Genomic DNA, 17,017 nt, shown 5'->3' on the forward strand with positions numbered 1-17,017 from the left:
TCTTGCTGGAATTAGCGAAGGAAACATGCACCAGCAGTAGGTGAAGCATCAACCAGATAATCCGATGAGATGCCGGTCTGTCTCACTCTCATGCAAAGGTAAGATCAACCATTTAATCCGCTTACCCAGGAACAGAAGGTCGATGAGATCATCGTAGCCGTTCGTGAGCGTCGGGGAGGTGTGCTGCCGATACGCGAGTTGCTCGATTGCAAGGTGCGGGGGGTGAGAGTCTTCGACCTCTCGTCGTTCTTCGAGAGGACCCAAGGTCAGATCCGGATCGACTCTCTGAGAGCGAGCTGGCTCATCTACGGTGACGGATTCAGGCAAGGTTGGGCCAGAACCTTCGTCAAACGGTGCTTCGATCTGAGCGCCTCGATCATTTTGCTCATGATGGCCGCGCCGGTGATGCTTCTCACGGCTTTGCTGATTCTCCTTGAGGATGGGGCGCCTATCTTCTACAAACAGGAGCGGGTGGGACGCGGTGGCCGTGTTTTCAGGGTCATCAAGTTCCGCAGCATGCGGCGCGACGCAGAAGGCGACGGCAAGCCGCGATGGGCCACGGCGAACGACGACCGTACCACTCGGGTCGGGAGGGTCATCCGCAAGTTGCGGATAGACGAGTTACCTCAACTGTTCAATGTCATTGTCGGAGACATGAGCCTGGTGGGGCCGCGCCCCGAGCGCCCGTATTTCGTGGATCAGTTGAGCCAGGAAATCCCCTTCTATGCAGTGCGGCATTGCGTGAAACCCGGCGTGACGGGCTGGGCGCAGGTGCGTTATGCCTATGGTTCGTCGGTCGATGATGCCGTCCAGAAACTCCAGTACGATCTCTACTACGTGAAGAACCATACGCTTGTTCTCGATACGCTGGTCTTGTTCGAGACGGTACGTGTCGTGCTCACTGGAGAAGGCGCGAACTGACCCCACGCGTGAGCGGCCGGCAGGGCATACATATCGTATTATTTGTTTGTAGGCGCGTGCTGCGCGCCTGTTCTGCCGCCATGAGGTGACACTTGTTCGAGATTGCCGCTTGGGGTAGCGGACTTGCTGCCGGCGCTTACCTGTTGTTCCTGGTGTATCTTGGCCTGGCATGGCGAGGTGGCGTGGCCGGCGCGGCGCTGATTGGCGCGGTGACGAGCAGCGTCCTGTGGGGTTTGGCGGGGGGGCTGTATTTTCTTGCCCCTTCCGCAGTGAGCCTGCACCTCGCCATTATCGTCGAGGTGCTCCGTGGCGCTGCCTGGTTCGTATTTCTTGCAGTCCTGATTGCGCCGTTGCTTGGCCAGGGGCAGCGGTGGCCTTATTTTGCTACGGCTGCAGTTGCGGTTGGCCAGCTGTGCACTTGTGTTCGTCGCCGTGTTTCCGGAGCGGGTGGGCGATCCTGTCCGCGCTGTGCTTGCCTTGCTTCTGGCAGGGGTTGTTTTCGGGCTTGTGCTCGTCGAGCAGCTTTTCCGGAATGTCCCTGTGGCGTCCCGCTGGGGCTTGAAACCGCTCTGTCTCGGACTGGCTGCGGGGTACGTCTTCGATCTGTACTTCTTTGCTGACGGCTTCCTGTTCGGCCGACCTGATGTTGATATCTGGGCGGCACGAGGGTTCGTCGCAACGGTGCTCATACCCCTGATCGCCCTTTCCGCTGCGCGTAGTCCTTCCTGGACCGTGAAGATTGCCGTCTCGCGCGAGGTCGTCTTTCACTCCACTGCGCTGGCTTTGTCGGGGGTCTACCTACTGGTCATTGCGGCGGCCGGCTACTACGTCCGGTACTTCGGTGGCGACTGGGGCCGCGTGCTGCAGGTTGCGTTGGTGTCGGCGGGTTTGCTGCTGCTGGGAGTGTTCGTATTTTCCGGGACGCAAAGGGCTCGCCTGCGGGTATTCGTCAACAAGAATCTCTTCCCGTATCGGTACGACTATCGGACAGAGTGGCTGAGGTTTACGCAGGCACTGTCATCAGCTGACGACTCAATGAATCTGGGCCAGTCCGTGATCAAGGCGCTGTCCGACCTCGTTGAAAGCTCAGGGGGAGCGCTTTGGTTGCGGGACAAGGCAGGCATGTTCTTGCCACATGCGCGGCTCAATCATCCGGCAATCGATGTTGCCGAGAGCGCGGACAGCGACTTCTGTCGGTTTCTCGATGAGAGAGAGTGGATCGTCAACCTTGAGGAGGTCCGGATGATGGGGGGGCGGACAAGGTCCGGGAACGCACTACTTCCCGAATGGCTGTCGCGGCTGCCTGACGCTTGGTTGGTGGTGCCGCTGAAATCGGCGGGCACCTTGGTCGGTTTCGTCGTACTCAATTCCGCGCGGACCCGTTTCGAGGTCAATTGGGAGGTGCTCGACCTTCTCAAGACCGCACAGCGACAGGCAGCGAGCTATCTGGCGCGCATGCAGGCTGCCGAGGCGCTGATCGAGTCGCGCAAGTTTGATTCCTTCAATCGCATGTCGGCCTTCGTCGTTCACGACCTCAAGAATCTCGTCGCGCAGCTGTCACTGATGCTCAAGAACGCCGAACGACACCGCGACAATCCGGAGTTCCAGCAGGATATGCTCGATACCGTGGTGCACGTCGAAGCCAAGATGCGCTCCCTGATGCAGCAGTTGCAGGAGAAGAAATCGGTAGAGCCGACGCGCAGGATCGATCTTGGCGCGATGCTCGAAGCCATCCGGGCGTCCAAACGGCACCAGATCCCCGAGCTCGAGCTGGTGTTGTCTCATGGTGATCGAATCGAGGTTGTGGCACATGCCGAGAGACTGCAGCGAGTCATTGGGCATGTGGTGCAAAATGCACTCGACGCCACTGCAGAGGGTGGTAAGGTATCAGTACATTTGGATTGCACAGATGCGAGTAGCGTCAGCGTTATCGTCGCTGACACTGGCTGTGGAATGAGCCAGGAATTCATCCGCAACCGCCTGTTCAAACCGTTCCAGACGAGCAAGTCGAGCGGAATGGGGATAGGCATGTTTGAGACGATGCAGTACATCCGAGAGCTGGGTGGCAGTCTGCATGTCGATAGCACGCCGAATGTCGGGACGACGGTGACGATGAAGTTATCGCGAGCGGGCCGCGGTGAGCGAAAGCAGACAGCCGAGGTGCAGGCGGAGTGATCAGGAACGCAATGAGTGACAGACCCCGAACCCTTCTCATCGTCGAGGACGATCCTGCCCTGCAAAAGCAGATGCGGTGGTCTTTCGACGGTTTCGAGACCGTGGTTGCCAGCGATCGCGAGAGCGCGATCGCGCAGATTCGTCGGCACGAACCGGCCGTGGTGACGATGGACCTCGGGCTACCACCCGAGCCCGACGATGTGGGGGAGGGATTTGGACTGCTGGGCGAGATCATGGCGCTTGCACCGGATACCAAGGTCATCGTTCTCACCGGGCAGCATGATCGCGACAATGCCTTGAAGGCTGTCGCTTTGGGGGCCTATGACTTCTTCGGCAAACCCTTCGAGCCGGACCTGCTCACACTGACCATTGATCGAGCCTTTCGTCTTCATGAATTGCAGCTCGAGAACCGTCGGCTGCGTGATTCCCAGTCGAGCCCCTTGTCGGGCCTGCTGACCCGGGACCCCGGCATGCTGAAGGTATGTCGCACGGTCGAGCGCGTGGCATCGGCCAACGCGACGGTCGCCTTGCTGGGTGAGAGTGGAACTGGCAAGGAAGTCCTGGCGCGCGCGCTGCATGCCTTGTCGCCACGCACCAAACAGCGCTTTGTCGCAGTCAACTGTGCAGCCATCCCCGAGACCTTGCTCGAGAGCGAACTGTTCGGCTACGAGAAGGGGGCTTTTACCGGTGCATCGAAGCAGACACCCGGCAAGATCGAAACTGCGAACAAGGGCACGTTTTTCCTCGACGAGATCGGCGATTTGCCGATGGCCCTGCAGGCCAAGCTGTTGCGCTTTCTCCAGGAACGGGTCATCGAGCGTATTGGCGGCCGCGAGGAGATTCCGGTCGACGTCCGTATCGTTTGTGCGACCCACCGCGATTTGAAGCAGCGGATCAGTGAAGGGCTGTTCCGCGAGGATCTTTATTACCGGCTGGCTGAGCTGGTTGTCGAGATTCCACCGCTTCGCGAGCGTCTTGGTGATGCCCTGTTGCTCGCTCACGCCTTTATTCAGCGCTTTTGTCGTGAGAACGCAAGGCCCGTGTTGGGTCTTAGCGAGGATGCGGTTGCCGCCATCGAGGGGCATGACTGGCCGGGAAATGTCCGGGAGCTCGAAAATTGTCTGAAACGCGCGGTGATCATGGCCGACGGGGTGCGTATCACCGCAGAAGACCTTGGTCTTGACGCGGCCGATGAGACGCTCGAGATGCTCAATCTCAGGCAGGTGAGAGAAGCGGCGGAAAAGCAGGCGGTCATTCGCGTGCTTGCCCGCACCAACAACAACATTGCACGCGCGGCGGAGATCCTAGGGGTCAGTCGCCCATCACTGTACGACATGATGAACAGATACGGATTGAAGAAGGAGAACCAGGATGGCTGATTCTACCCACCCGATGCGTGACGGGCGGCTACGCGTGAAGCCGGCGCGGCTGGTCATGATGCTGTGTCTGTCGGTGACACTGACTGCGTGCGGGCAATCATCGGAGGACATGCTCTCGTCTGCCCGTGACTATCTCGCCAAGAATGACATCAACGCCGCGAGCATCCAGCTGAAGAATGCGCTGCAAAAGGATGGCACGATCGCCGAGGCGCGCTATCTGCTCGGTTCGGTGTATCTCCAGCAGGGTGATGTGCCCGGCGCGGTTCGTGAGTTGCGCCGTGCCTCAGAGCTGGGCTACCCGGCGCGCGAGGTGCTGCCTCTGCTTTCGAGGGCCATGGTTTTGGCGGGGGACTTCGACCGTGTGGTCAGTGACTTTGCGAACACACAGGTTGACGACGCCGCAGCCCAGGCGCGTATCCTGACCAACGTCGGCGATGCCCTGCTTGCGCGGGCAGAGATAGCCGCTGCGCGTGGCTTCTACGAGTCCGCGCTGGTTGCGAACCCTGACGATGTCGACGCTCGCGTCGGGCTTGCTCGCAGCATGTTGTTTGCCGGTGAAGTCGACGCTGCGCTGGCCGAAGCCGAAGCGATCGTCGCGCAAGAGCCGGGAAACGCAGACGCCCATGGAATCAGGGCTGAGGTGTACCGGGTGCAGCAACGCAGAGATGACGTGATTACCGCGCTCGATGCGGCGATCGCAGGTCAGCCCGGGGCGGTCAATTATCACTACATGCTTGTATCCGTCCTGCTGGAGCAGGAGCGTTTCGAGGAGGCCGAGTCGCGCCTCGAGGCCATGAAGCGGGTTGCGCGCAATCATCCTGGCACGCTCTACCTGCAGGCCTTCATGGATTTTCGCAAGAACAACCTCGAGGCGGCCCGAGAGGGCGTGGATGAGGTGTTGCGCCAGATTCCCAACCATCTGCTCGCGGACCTGCTGGCTGGCAATATCCATTTGCGTTTGAACGACCATGTGCGCGCGCGCCAGCATCTCGAACGCGTCGTTGCACGAGCGCCTGGGCATGCGCTCGCGAGGCGCTCGCTTGCGGCCTCTTATCTGGCCACGGGAGACGCCGCCCGAGCTCGCGAAACGCTGGATCCGCTTCTCGGTGCCGAAGTTCAGGAGGTGGCCACGATGAGTCTTGCGGGCCAGATCTATCTCGCCTCGGGTGATTTTGAGCGCGCATCGGATTATTTCGCACAGGTCAGCGCCGCCAACCCGGAAGATGTTCGCGCCCGAACGAGTCTTGGTCTCGCGCGGATGGCAGGTGGTGAGTCGGAGGCCGCCTTTGCCGATCTCGAGGCCGCGGCCGCGCTGGATGAAACGGCTGCCCAGCCGGATGTCGTGCTGATTCTTTCACACCTGCGTGCTGGGGAGTTCGACAAGGCCTTGTCCGCGCATGAACAACTGGCGCGCAAACTGCCAGACCATCCGCAGACGCACAACCTCAAGGGAGGCATTCTTCTCGCCATGGGTGATCAGCCTGGGGCGAGAGCGGCGTTCGAGAAGGCGTTGGAGGCCGCCCCGGGTTTTCTCTCTGCAGTAGTCAATCTGGCCCGCATCGATCTCGCCGAGAATCGTCCGGAAGACGCCAAGGCGCGCTTGGAGGCGGTTATCTCGCAGGACCCCGCCCGACCTGACCCCTACATCCTTCTTGCAGACCTGCAGCGGCAGACAGGTGCGAGCCCTGCTGATGTCAAGGCAACCTTGCAACGCGCGGTCACTGCGAACCCAACGGCTCGTGTGGCCCGTGCTGCATTGGCGCGTCAGCTGGTGATAACCAATGAGTTGCCCCGAGCGCTGTCGATCGCGCAGGAACTCGCAGCCGCCGAACCAGACGATCCGACGGTGCTGGGCGTGCTCGCACAGGTGCAGTTTTCGATGGGCGACCGACAGCAGGCGATTTCCACGCTCAATCGCATCATTCGCCTTCAACCTCAGTCTCCGGCTCCACTGCTCGTGCTTGCCGAGGTGCAGTATGCGTCGAACGACAGGGTGGGTGCCGAACAGTCGCTACGACGGGCGCTCGGGTTGCGTGGCGATTGGCTCGAGGCTCAGCAGCGTCTGGTCGTGGTATTGGCCGAACAGGGCAAGAGCAACGAGGCCGTGGCGGTCGCGCGAGAGGTTCAGCAGCAACGGTCCGAGGCGATGATTGGTTATGCGCTCGAAGGCGATGTGCACGCCGCCGCCGGACGCTGGGAGGACGCCGCACGGGCCTATGCGTCGGCTCGGGAAAGAGGTGGTGCCACAGACGTCGCGGTCAAGGAGCACCGCTCGCTTCTCGGAGCGGGTAAACAGGATGAGGCCGCTACGGCCGCGACCCGGTGGCTTGCCGATCATCCACAGGATGTCGGGATGCGTGCGTACCTGGCTGAACAAGCCTTGGCGACTTCAGATTTCGAGGAGGCCGAGCGCCTTTACAGGGCGGTCGTGGCGTTGCAGCCCGAGAATCCGCTGATCCTGAACAACCTGGCTTGGGTAGCGGGCCAGCTTGGGAAGAACGATGCGATTGCGCTCGCCGAGCGTGCTTTGGCACTGGCCCCGGAGAGTGCCGCGATCCTCGACACCCTGGGTATGCTGCAGGTAGAGGCCGGGCAGCATGAGCAGGGCTTGAGCAACCTGCGCAAAGCGGTGGACGCCGCGCCCGACCAGCCGGTCCTCAGGCTCAATCTCGCCAAGGCATTCATCAAGATGGAGCGCAAGGCCGACGCAGCTCGAGAACTGGACGAGGTGATCCGTTTGGCGCCGGAGGGCAGCCCCATCAGTCAGGAGGCCGCCCGCATGAAGGAGGCGTTCTGAGTCTCATCCGCGCCGACTGAAGGCATCATCATTAACTGTTGAATGATTGGTATCGGAATACACATATGACAACAATCGCCGTAATCGGGTTGGGTTACGTTGGCCTGCCGCTCGCTGTCGAGTTCGGCAAGAAGTACCGCACGCTGGGTTTCGACCTCTCCACGCAAAAGGTAGCTGCCTATCGCGACTGCATCGACCCCACCGGGGAAGTGTCCTCGGAGGACTTGCGCGCCGCAACCCAGCTCGCCTGCCATACCGATCCCTCGGTGATCGCAGAGGCGGATTTCATCGTCGTGGCGGTGCCGACGCCGGTGGATGAGGCCCATCAACCAGATCTCACACCGCTGGTCAAATCCTCCGAAACCGTAGGCAGGTACATCAAGCCGGGCGCGATCGTGGTCTTCGAATCCACTGTCTATCCCGGCGCCACGGAGGAGGTGTGCATTCCGATCATAGAGCGAGAGTCGGGTCTTCGCTGGAAGGAGGGCTTCTTCGTTGGCTACTCACCCGAGCGAATCAACCCGGGCGACAAGGAGCGCACGCTGACGAAGATCGTCAAGGTGGTCTCCGGCGACACCCCCGAGACGCTTGCCAAGGTCACCGAGGTCTACGGGTCGGTGATCACCGCCGGCGTATATCCGGCAAGTTCGATCAAGGTCGCCGAGGCCGCCAAAGTCATCGAAAACACCCAGCGCGACCTCAACATCGCCCTGATGAACGAGTTGTCGCTGATCTTTCACAGAATTGGCATCGACACCCTCGAGGTGCTGAAGGCGGCCGGCACCAAGTGGAACTTCCTGCCCTTCCGGCCCGGTCTGGTCGGCGGGCATTGCATCGGCGTGGACCCGTACTACCTCACCCACAAGGCCGACATGCTCGGCTACCACCCGCAGGTAATTCTCGCTGGCCGTCGTATCAACGACGGCATGGGCAAGTATGTCGCCGAGCAGACAGTCAAGGAGATGATCAAGGCAGGCCATGCGATCAAGGGTTGCGACGTCATCGTTCTCGGACTGACCTTCAAGGAGAACTGCCCGGATCTGCGCAACAGCAAGGTCATCGACGTGATTCGCGAACTCGAGAGTTTCGGCTGCCGGGTGCATGTGCACGACGCGGTCGCCGAGTCGGCCGAGGCCGAGCACGAGTATGGTGTACAGCTCAAGCGCTGGGAGGAACTGCCGCCGGCAGCAGCCATCGTCGCCGCGGTGTCGCACCAGGCCTACCTCGATATGCCGCTCGAGGGGGTGCTCGAAAAGCTGCAACCATCGGGTGTATTCACCGACGTCAAATCCGCCTATGACCCGGAGAAGCTCGCTGCAAGCGGTGCCCGGGTGTGGCGGCTCTAATTCAGGTCTGCTAGAAATAAGTCATGGCCTCCGTGATATCCAGTTCCCTGCCGTCCGGCGTCCGCCAGTCACCTTTGTGCCTGGCATGCCATATGGTGCTTCTGGTGGGGGTGCTGGTGACCGGGGCGGTGCAAGCCGATCCGCTGCGTCAGGGCCGTGCGCAGGATCTTGCGGCCCAAGCCCTTGCGCACGAGCATGGAGAAGGGGTGGCTCGTGATCTCGAACGCGCGGCCGAGTTGTATTGCCGGGCGGCGCGGCTCGGTGATCCGGAATCGCAGTTCGCTCTTGGCTGGATGTATGCCAACGGGAGAGGATTGGAGCGAGACGACGAGCAAGCAGGCGCCCTGTTCGCGCTCGCAGCCGCGAAGGGGCACGAACAGGCTGCGCGGATGCTGCGCTTCACCGGTGACGGCGGAGGGCGCTCGCCTTCCTGTATGAGAGGTGGTGGAGGATTCCTCGCCGAAGCCTCAGGCGACCTCGAGTCCCGCATCAATCGCCTGCCGGCAGATCGCAGGGCGATCGCGGATCTGGTCGTGCAACTCGCCGAACGGCACGAGATCAGCCCGACGCTCGCTTTGGCGATTGCACTGACCGAGTCGGCGATGAACCCGGCGGCCGTTTCCCCCAAGAACGCGATGGGCGTGATGCAACTGATCCCGGAAACCGCAGCGCGTTTCAACGTTCGCAATGCCTTCGACCCCGAACAGAACATCCGGGGCGGACTTTCGTATCTGCGCTGGCTGCTCGCCTACTTCGAAGGCGACATCGCGCTCGCCGCAGCAGCCTATAACGCGGGCGAAGGGGCCGTGGAGCGGTATCGGGGCGTGCCGCCGTTTCGCGAAACTCAGGCCTACGTGCAGCGGATCATGCAGTTCGTGCAACACCCGGAACACCCCTATGACAGCAGTGTCGTGCGCCCTAGCGCGATCATGAGCACGCTGCGGCCGGTTGCCCTGGCATTGAGCGACGATTCATGACTGGTGGGCGTGATTACGACGTGGCCTTCCATCGGGGCCGCCGCGGCCTCCTGCGAGCTACGATAGGGCTGGGTGTCGGTGTGCTGTTGCCTGCCACGGCGCTCGCGCAGCTAGTCGAGGTGGTTCCCCGGATCAAGCCCTCGGTTCTTGCCGTGGGCACCTTTCAGCGCACCCGAAACCCGTCTTTCGCGTTTCGCGGCACCGGCTTCGCGGTCGGCAACGGCCGCCTGATCGCGACCAACGCTCACGTGCTGCCGGCGGTGCTGGACGAAGCGAGAATGGAGACGCTGGCGGTCGCGGTACCCGGGCCGAGGGGAGGGACTGCCGCGGTGCGACCGGCCACGCTCGCTGCGCGGGACGAGGGGCGGGATCTCGCCCTTCTCCGGATCGAGGGCGAGCCGATTCCGGCTCTGCCGCTGGATGGGGAGGCGCTGGTGCGGGAAGGGCAGGACATCGCCTTCACCGGTTTTCCGATCGGCAACGCACTAGGCTTCGCGGCGGTTACCCATCGCGGCATCATCGCCGCGATCACGCCGATCGGCATTCCGCAGGACCGCGCGCGCGAACTCAACCCGGCCCTGATTCGCCGCCTCGGAACCGACCCCTTCGATGTCTATCAGCTGGACGCCACTGCCTATCCCGGAAACAGCGGGAGCCCGGTGTTCGACCCGCAGAACGGACGCGTCATCGGTATCGTCAACATGGTGTTCGTAAAGTCGACCAAGGAAAACGTACTGAGTGACCCCTCCGGGATCAGCTACGCGATACCGGTGCGCCATCTGCGCGAGATGCTGGCGCGGTTGTAGCGTCAGTCACGGCAGCGATTGGTCCCCCCGGCAGGAATCGAACCTGCATCTGCCGCTTAGGAGGCGGCCGTTCTATCCATTGAACTACGGAGAGAGGGGCGCATTCTAGCGCGTCATGGCCTCGTATGCCATTGGTGCAGCAAGGATAGGGTGCTGTTGAGCGCCACGCGAAACGCACCGCGGATGGTAGTTCCTCACCCACCCGCTCCGTTCTTTCCGGGGACGTCGGATTTTGCTTCCAGCGAGTTTTCGCCGGTGTCGGCCTTCGCATCCCTGGGGGGCGGCAGAAAGAAATCGCGAGGGCGGGTGACCAGCCGGTGCAGCACCATCATTACCAGCTCGCGGCCCTGGGAAAAGAGAATCCGCCGGGCGCGCATCGCCACGGTCAGCGTCAGCGCGAAGCTCACCGCAAGGTTGGTCAGGCCGATCAGCAGCACGCCGAGCAGGGAGAGAACCACAAGTTGGATGGGCAGGCCGAACTCCAGCCCGACGAAGGCGTGGCCGACGTAGGCTGACGAAAAGGCGATGTGACGGATATCCAGTGGCAAGCCGAAGAGTACGCCGAGGGCCGCGACGCCGCCGAGCAGAAAGCCAAAGAAGAAGTTGCCCGCGAGCGCGCCGAGGTTACTCTCGATGTAGGTCGCGATTCGTTGCATGCGGGCTTCGCCGAACACGCGCCGAGGCCACCGCAACTGCAGCAGACGCTGCGGGATGCGTCCGTAGGCGCACAGATTGTCGTAGTAGCCGGCGATCAATCCCGACAGGAACAGACACACGCCGGCGATGCCTGCGAAGATCACCGCACCGCTGAAAGGGTGAACCTCGGAGAGCAGATGGTGGGCATAGTCAGGGGACGCGAAATGCGTGCCTGTCCCCAGATAGACCAAGCTCGCGAAGAGCATCGCCATGGGGATGGCGACGCCGACGTTGCCGAAGATAGCGCCGAACTGACTGCGTACCGTGCGCGCGATGAGTTCGACCAGCGCATGCAGGTCGGTGGGTTTGCCCTTGGTCTCGCCGATCGAAGCGGCGATCGCGTTGGCGGTCATCGCTGGCTGCTTGGTGGCCACGGTGCCCCCCAGAACGTGGATAAGCACGAAGCCGATACCGTAGTTCAGACAAAAGGTGAGCGCCTCGCTGAGCGGGGCAAAACCTTGCCTGCCAAGAATGATCTTGAGTGCCGCCATGAGTGAGATGATCAGGCCGCCAAGCGCGGCAGATCGCACGATGCCGAAGTACTCACCGCGCGTCGCGGTGATATATCGCTCGCCGGTGCGGCTTGCGCTTTCGGTCATGCGCAGCGATAGCAGGTCGACGTTCTGTCCCCAGTAGTCGGACAGCTTGTTCTTGCGACATTCGGCCCTAATAAGCTGCTTGATGAGTCGCGTGACTTGGGGCGCGATCGAGTTTATGTTGCGTTCGATACGCAGTTGGGTCAGTACTTCCAGCAGCGCGGCGATCCGCTCCAGGTGCTGGTGCAGACGCTCCAGCTTGAAGGTCAGTGACAGACTGGTGCCGAGCTTGGCGGCGCGCCGGCGGATGCGCATCACCACGTCCTCGCATTGGTCCAGCATCACCGCGAGGTGTCTTTCGTCCTCGACCTGCGCACTGCCATCCCGCCACCATTCGCGATAGTGAGTCAGGTAATTCACGAGCTCCGCGTTCTGCGCGAGAAAGGGCGACTCGTGTTCTTCGAGCGTCGGGTCGATGCGCACCAGCTCCGGGTCGAGACCGATCGAGGAGACATGGTAGGAGAGCATGCGCAGCGCCTCGATCAGTTCGTCGAGCGGGTTGGGCAGCACATCGCTATTGCGTTGATCGAGCTCGGCTTCGGCCGGATCGAAGAGGACGTTGAACAGCGCAATCCAGTCATCGTCGGGAATCGCGTTGACCCACACCTCGTCGCTGACGCGGTTGAATACAGTGGCGAGCACCCCGCCCATGTAGTCGGTGTCGATGACTTCGGGCAGGAGTCGACCTGAAACCCGCCGTGCGGTTTCCGAGAAGAATCCTGTCGAGGGCAGCAGGCCGGAAGAGACATACAGCGAGACAACTTTGCGCTCGTTGAACAACCGGACGATTGCGTTACGCAGGTTCTCGCGCAGGTCGTCCCGACGTCGGAGCGACCGTGTCAGCAAACGAAGGTTCTCGACCGCCTTGTCGGTGTCGTTTGGTCGTGCCGGGCGCAAGCGACCGACCAGTTCGCGCCACAGCGCAATCGGGTCGTGATCGGGGTTGCCGAATTGTTTCAGTACTGCTTCCATCGAGCTCCTGTCGCCTTTGAGTTGCTTGTGGCAGCTGTCGTTAGGCGTCGTTTTGTGCGCTGCATTATCCACCAATTTGTGTTTGCCGGTGCCCGGGCCGTTAGAATCACGGCTTACGTCCTATCTGCCAGATGGCCTCCCATGCCGCTTCTTTCCGTCGAAAACGCCTGTCTCGCCTTCGGGCATGTCGATCTGCTCGATAACGCCGACTTCCAACTCGATGCTGGCGAGCGAGTAGCGCTGATTGGGCGCAATGGCTCCGGTAAGTCCAGCCTTTTGCGGGCGTTGGCGGGGCTGGCTGTACTCGACGACGGTGAGATCCGGCGTCAGGATGGCTTGCGGGTCGCCTATGTGCCTCAGGAGGCCGAGTTCGTGCTGGAGAAGGATGTGTTCTCCACCGTGGCCGACGGGCTGGGTGCGGTCGCCGGCCTGCTCGTGGCCTATCACGCGGCGATGCACAAGGTGGCGGAGTCGCCCGGTGATGCAGAGGCCCTGGCGGATCTCGAGCGCGTCCAGCACGAGGTCGAGGCGGCCGACGCCTGGCGCCTCAATCAGCGGGTCGACGAGGTTCTGCTCCGCCTCGGGCTCGACGGCGATCTGGCCGTGTCGTCTCTGTCCGGTGGCGGCATCAAGCGTGTGGCCTTGGCGCGAGCGCTGGTGTCCGAGCCCGAGTTGCTGCTGCTCGACGAGCCGACCAACCATCTCGATATCGACGGCATTCTCTGGCTCGAGGAGTTGATCAGGAGTTTTCCCGGCGCGGTCGTGGTGATCACCCACGACCGGGTGTTTCTCGACAACGTTGCGACCCGGATCGTCGAGCTCGACCGGGGACGCCTTGGCAGCTACCCGGGCAATTTCAGCGACTACCAGCGGCGCAAGGCGGAGGAGCTGGACGCCGAGGAAAAGGCCAACGCCCGCTTCGACAAGCTGCTCGCACAGGAAGAGGTCTGGATACGCAAGGGCATCGAGGCCCGCCGCACCCGCAACGAGGGTCGGGTGCGGCGTCTGCAGGCGCTGCGGGGCGAGCGGGCGGCGCGACGTGACCGGCTCGGCAACGTCAAGCTTGCGGTGGACAAGGGCGAATCCAGCGGGCGTATGGTTGCCGAACTTCATGGAGTGTCCAAGCAGTATGGCGACAGAGTCGTCGTGCGGGATTTCTCCACGCGCATCATGCGTGGTGACAGGGTGGGATTGATCGGCCCAAATGGCTCCGGCAAAACCACCTTGCTCAAGCTGATCCTTGGCGAGATCGCGCCGGACAGCGGCACGGTGCGCCGTGGGACCCGGCAGAGCGTGGCCTACTTCGACCAGCTTCGCGAGCAACTCGACCCGGAATTGCCCTTGACCGAAGTCATCAGCCCCGGATCGGATTTCATTGAGATCGGTGGTGAGCGCAAGCATGTCATCGGTTACCTCGGAGATTTCCTGTTCGCGCCGCAGCGGGCGCGTTCGCCGGTCAAATCCCTGTCCGGGGGCGAGCGTAACCGTCTGCTGCTCGCCCGACTCTTTGCGCGACCTGCCAACGTCATGGTTCTGGACGAACCGACCAACGATCTCGACATCGAAACGCTCGACTTGCTCGAAGACCTCCTTTGCCAATACGACGGCACGCTGTTTCTGGTCAGCCACGACCGGGCCTTTCTCGACAATGTGGTGACGCAAGTGATCGCCGCTGAGGGCGATGGCCGTTGGGGCGAGTATGCCGGCGGCTACGAGGACTGGAAACGCGTGCGCGACGCTCGCCTCCGAGTCGAGGCTGCCGAGGCAAAGGCGCAGAAGGCCGGCCCCGCGCCGGCGATGCAGGGAGGCTCTGCAAAACCTGAACGCGAGCGCACCGCAAAGCTCTCGTTCAAGGAAAAGCGCGAGCTGGAGCAACTGCCGGACCTCATCGCCGCACTGGAGGCGGAGCAGGCGGCACACCAGCAACGCATGGGTGATCCCGCGCTCTATCAACAGGCGCCTGACGAGGTCGCAGGGATAAAAGCCCGGCTCGAGGCGCTCGAAGAGGAGATCGAGACCGCACTGGTGCGTTGGGAAGAGCTCGAGTCGCGCGCCAGCGGAGTGTGAATCCGGTGAACGACATGACCTCGTTCCTGCGGCGCCCCGGCGTCGTCATTGCATGTGGCGCACTGATTCTCACGCTGGCGATGGGTGTGCGCCATACCGGCGGCCTGTTCCTGCAGCCAATGACGCTGGATCAGGGCTGGTCGCGGGAGATGTTCTCGTTCTCGATCGCGCTGCAGAACCTCTTGTGGGGTGTGTTCCAACCCTTTGCCGGGGCTTTCGCCGATCGCTATGGGGCGGGCAAGACGCTTGTGGGCGGCGCGCTGCTTTACGTGCTCGGGCTGGTCATCATGGCCAACGCCGACACCGCGTTCGGACTCAACATGGGCGCCGGGCTGTTGATTGGTATGGGCCTGGCTGGCACGACCTTCAGCGTAGTGCTCGGCGTGGTCGGGCGTATGGCACCCCCCGAAAAGCGCAGTCTCGCGCTCGGCATCGCCAGCGCGGGGGGCAGCTTCGGCCAGTTCGCGGTGCTGCCGGTGGGGCAAGGCCTGATCGCGTCGGTCGGCTGGCAAAGTGCACTGCTATGGCTCGCAGTCGGCATTCTGTTCATCATCCCGCTGGCATTCGCGGTCACCGGCACCAACGGCGCACCGGCTGGTGGGCAGTCGGTCGGCGAGTCCCTGCGGGAGGCCACGCGTACCGCCAGTTTCCACTTCCTCTTCTGGAGCTTCTTTGTCTGTGGCTTCCAGACCGCCTTCGTCATGCTTCACCTGCCGGCGTTCGTTGTCGATTCAGGCATGAGCGCCAACGTCGGCATGACCGCAGTGGCCTTGATCGGCCTCTTCAATATCGCCGGCTCCTTCCTGTCTGGCTGGTTGGGCGGGATCTACAGCAAGAAGTGGCTGCTTGCCGGGATTTATGCCTTGCGCGTGGTGGCGATCCTCGCGATTCTGATGCTGCCGCTGACGACGGTCACGCTTTATGTCTTTGCCGCTGCAATGGGGTTGTTGTGGCTGGGTACGGTGCCGTTAACCAACGGTCTGGTGGGTCACATCTTCGGCATGAAGTATGTCGGCATGCTCTACGGCCTGGTGTTTCTCGGCCACCAGATCGGCGGTTTTCTCGGTGCGTGGTTGGGTGGCTGGATCTTCGATGCCTTCGGATCATACGAACTGGCCTGGTGGCTCGCGATAGGACTGTCGGTGGCGGCGGCATTGCTGTGCATTCCGGTGCGCGAGAAACCCCTGGCGCGCGTCGCGGAGGCGACATGAGCCTGCTGAAGAAGATTCTCGTCGCGCTGGGTGTTCTGTTGGCGCTTGCACTGCTCGCGGCGATATTTCTCGCTTACCAGCATCCGGACATGCTCATCGACTTCAGCAATCTGTTGTTCTGCGGCTGAGGGTAGCGCTAATCCTGTGAGCCGAGCAGCCGCGCGAAGGCGTCCGGCGGGGCACCCAGTCGTCTGAGCAACGCTTCTCGGTTCAGCGGGAGCAGGCGACACAACTCGTCGATATCATCCGGCAGGCCTGCGTCGTCCCAGCCGGTCGCGACATGGCGCGTGAATCGGCTTGCCAGTTCGACGTTGCGTACTCGCGGATTGTCGCGGTAGCGACTATCGAGCAGGCTGACGAGCAACTCCGGCAGTTTCCATACACGTACCAGCTCGCGCTGCACGGAAACGGCTTCGACGCCGAATACGACCTTCTGCGCGACGCTGCTGCGCAGCTTCGGGTCCATGCTCTGCATGGCGGCGACGCGCAGCATCAGCGTGGGTGCGAACACCCACAACATGATCTCGGTAGCCTCGTGGAGCAGGGTGGCCACCGTGATTTCATCCGCATCGAGATCGTGACGGAGCAGGGCCCAGTCGCGAGCGTGGCGCGCGGCCTGACGGGCACGGGCTATGAGTTGCAGCGCACCGAGCAAGGCCTTGGGATGTTCGGTGAGTTGCGCCTCAAGCGTTGGTGCCTGGCAAAAAGCCTCGAGGAACGGGTCGACCCCGATCATCATGATTGCGCGATCGATCGTTGTGATGTCGTGGTTCTGTGAGGCCCGACGATGATTCTGCAGCCAAGACAGCAGGCGCATCGTCATCAGCGGATCGGCGAGCACGATGGCTGCGAGTTCACGGCTGTTCACCGAAGTGGCCATTTCGCCGAGTGCTTCGAGCTCGCGCACCGTTCTGCGCAGCACGGGCAAATCCTGGTGCGCGAAGTACGCAACGTAGGCATCCACCGATTTCAGCGGTGCCTCGAGCATGGCCATGTGTTGCCCTCCTGATCGATATAGACGCATTATCGTCCGCCACGGTGCGAAACTGAAGCAGTGATCCTGGAAACCGCAGT

At 62.1% G+C, this 17,017-nt stretch carries 11 protein-coding genes, 1 tRNA gene and 1 pseudogene; 10 read left to right on the forward strand and 3 right to left on the reverse strand.

Going from position 1 to position 17,017, the window contains the following annotated elements:
- Nucleotides 1–132 precede the first annotated feature (132 nt).
- From GPA21_RS02540 to GPA21_RS02570, 7 genes and pseudogenes are all read left to right on the forward strand, one after another.
- Nucleotides 133–921: pseudogene (locus GPA21_RS02540) on the forward strand (TIGR03013 family XrtA/PEP-CTERM system glycosyltransferase); the annotation flags it as partial.
- Between the two features lie 402 nt (nucleotides 922–1,323).
- Entirely contained in the window at nucleotides 1,324–3,096 is a 1,773-nt protein-coding gene (gene prsK / locus GPA21_RS02545; protein WP_246261711.1) for an XrtA/PEP-CTERM system histidine kinase PrsK, read from the forward strand.
- An 11-nt stretch (nucleotides 3,097–3,107) separates the two neighbouring features.
- Nucleotides 3,108–4,475: a PEP-CTERM-box response regulator transcription factor gene (gene prsR, locus GPA21_RS02550; RefSeq protein ID WP_168986648.1), complete on the forward strand. Its 1,368-nt coding sequence runs from the start codon at nucleotides 3,108–3,110 to the stop codon at nucleotides 4,473–4,475.
- The gene (gene prsT, locus GPA21_RS02555) at nucleotides 4,468–7,272 is read left to right on the forward strand and encodes an XrtA/PEP-CTERM system TPR-repeat protein PrsT (protein WP_168986649.1); all 2,805 of its coding nucleotides are present in this window, start codon (nucleotides 4,468–4,470) and stop codon (nucleotides 7,270–7,272) included. The genes prsR and prsT overlap by 8 nt, the downstream gene beginning before the upstream one ends.
- A 65-nt stretch (nucleotides 7,273–7,337) precedes the next feature.
- On the forward strand, nucleotides 7,338–8,618 hold the full coding sequence (locus GPA21_RS02560) for a nucleotide sugar dehydrogenase (RefSeq protein ID WP_168986650.1): 1,281 nt from the start codon (nucleotides 7,338–7,340) through the stop codon (nucleotides 8,616–8,618).
- Between the two features lie 23 nt (nucleotides 8,619–8,641).
- A complete protein-coding gene (locus GPA21_RS02565; RefSeq protein WP_246261713.1) occupies nucleotides 8,642–9,595 on the forward strand; it encodes a transglycosylase SLT domain-containing protein in 954 nt (317 codons plus the stop codon).
- Nucleotides 9,592–10,401, forward strand: a complete 810-nt coding sequence (locus GPA21_RS02570; protein ID WP_168986651.1) for a S1 family peptidase — start codon at nucleotides 9,592–9,594, stop codon at nucleotides 10,399–10,401. The genes GPA21_RS02565 and GPA21_RS02570 overlap by 4 nt, the downstream gene beginning before the upstream one ends.
- A 19-nt stretch (nucleotides 10,402–10,420) precedes the next feature.
- On the opposite strand, the gene GPA21_RS02575 is transcribed toward GPA21_RS02570, so the two are convergent.
- Both GPA21_RS02575 and GPA21_RS02580 read right to left on the reverse strand, forming a co-directional pair.
- A tRNA-Arg gene (locus GPA21_RS02575) sits at nucleotides 10,421–10,495 on the reverse strand.
- A gap of 100 nt (nucleotides 10,496–10,595) precedes the next feature.
- On the reverse strand, nucleotides 10,596–12,665 hold the full coding sequence (locus GPA21_RS02580) for a site-specific recombinase (protein ID WP_168986652.1): 2,070 nt from the start codon (nucleotides 12,663–12,665) through the stop codon (nucleotides 10,596–10,598).
- A gap of 141 nt (nucleotides 12,666–12,806) precedes the next feature.
- Here GPA21_RS02580 and GPA21_RS02585 point away from each other — a divergent pair, with 141 nt between their 5' ends.
- The 3 genes from GPA21_RS02585 to GPA21_RS21140 are packed head-to-tail and all read left to right on the forward strand — an operon-like array spanning nucleotide 12,807 to nucleotide 16,071.
- Nucleotides 12,807–14,732, forward strand: coding sequence for an ATP-binding cassette domain-containing protein (locus tag GPA21_RS02585; RefSeq protein WP_168986653.1), 1,926 nt, complete (start codon nucleotides 12,807–12,809; stop codon nucleotides 14,730–14,732).
- A 14-nt stretch (nucleotides 14,733–14,746) separates the two neighbouring features.
- Nucleotides 14,747–15,943, forward strand: a complete 1,197-nt coding sequence (locus GPA21_RS02590; protein ID WP_168986686.1) for an MFS transporter — start codon at nucleotides 14,747–14,749, stop codon at nucleotides 15,941–15,943.
- Nucleotides 15,940–16,071: a hypothetical protein gene (locus GPA21_RS21140; RefSeq protein WP_281355898.1), complete on the forward strand. Its 132-nt coding sequence runs from the start codon at nucleotides 15,940–15,942 to the stop codon at nucleotides 16,069–16,071. The genes GPA21_RS02590 and GPA21_RS21140 overlap by 4 nt, the downstream gene beginning before the upstream one ends.
- An 8-nt stretch (nucleotides 16,072–16,079) precedes the next feature.
- Here the strand turns inward: GPA21_RS21140 and GPA21_RS02595 are convergent, their stop codons facing one another.
- Complete coding sequence (locus GPA21_RS02595; protein ID WP_168986654.1) at nucleotides 16,080–16,937, reverse strand: HDOD domain-containing protein; 858 nt, start codon at nucleotides 16,935–16,937, stop codon at nucleotides 16,080–16,082.
- Nucleotides 16,938–17,017 lie beyond the last annotated feature (80 nt).

Source organism: Azoarcus taiwanensis (assembly GCF_012910885.1).
Lineage (GTDB): Bacteria > Pseudomonadota > Gammaproteobacteria > Burkholderiales > Rhodocyclaceae > Azoarcus_F > Azoarcus_F taiwanensis.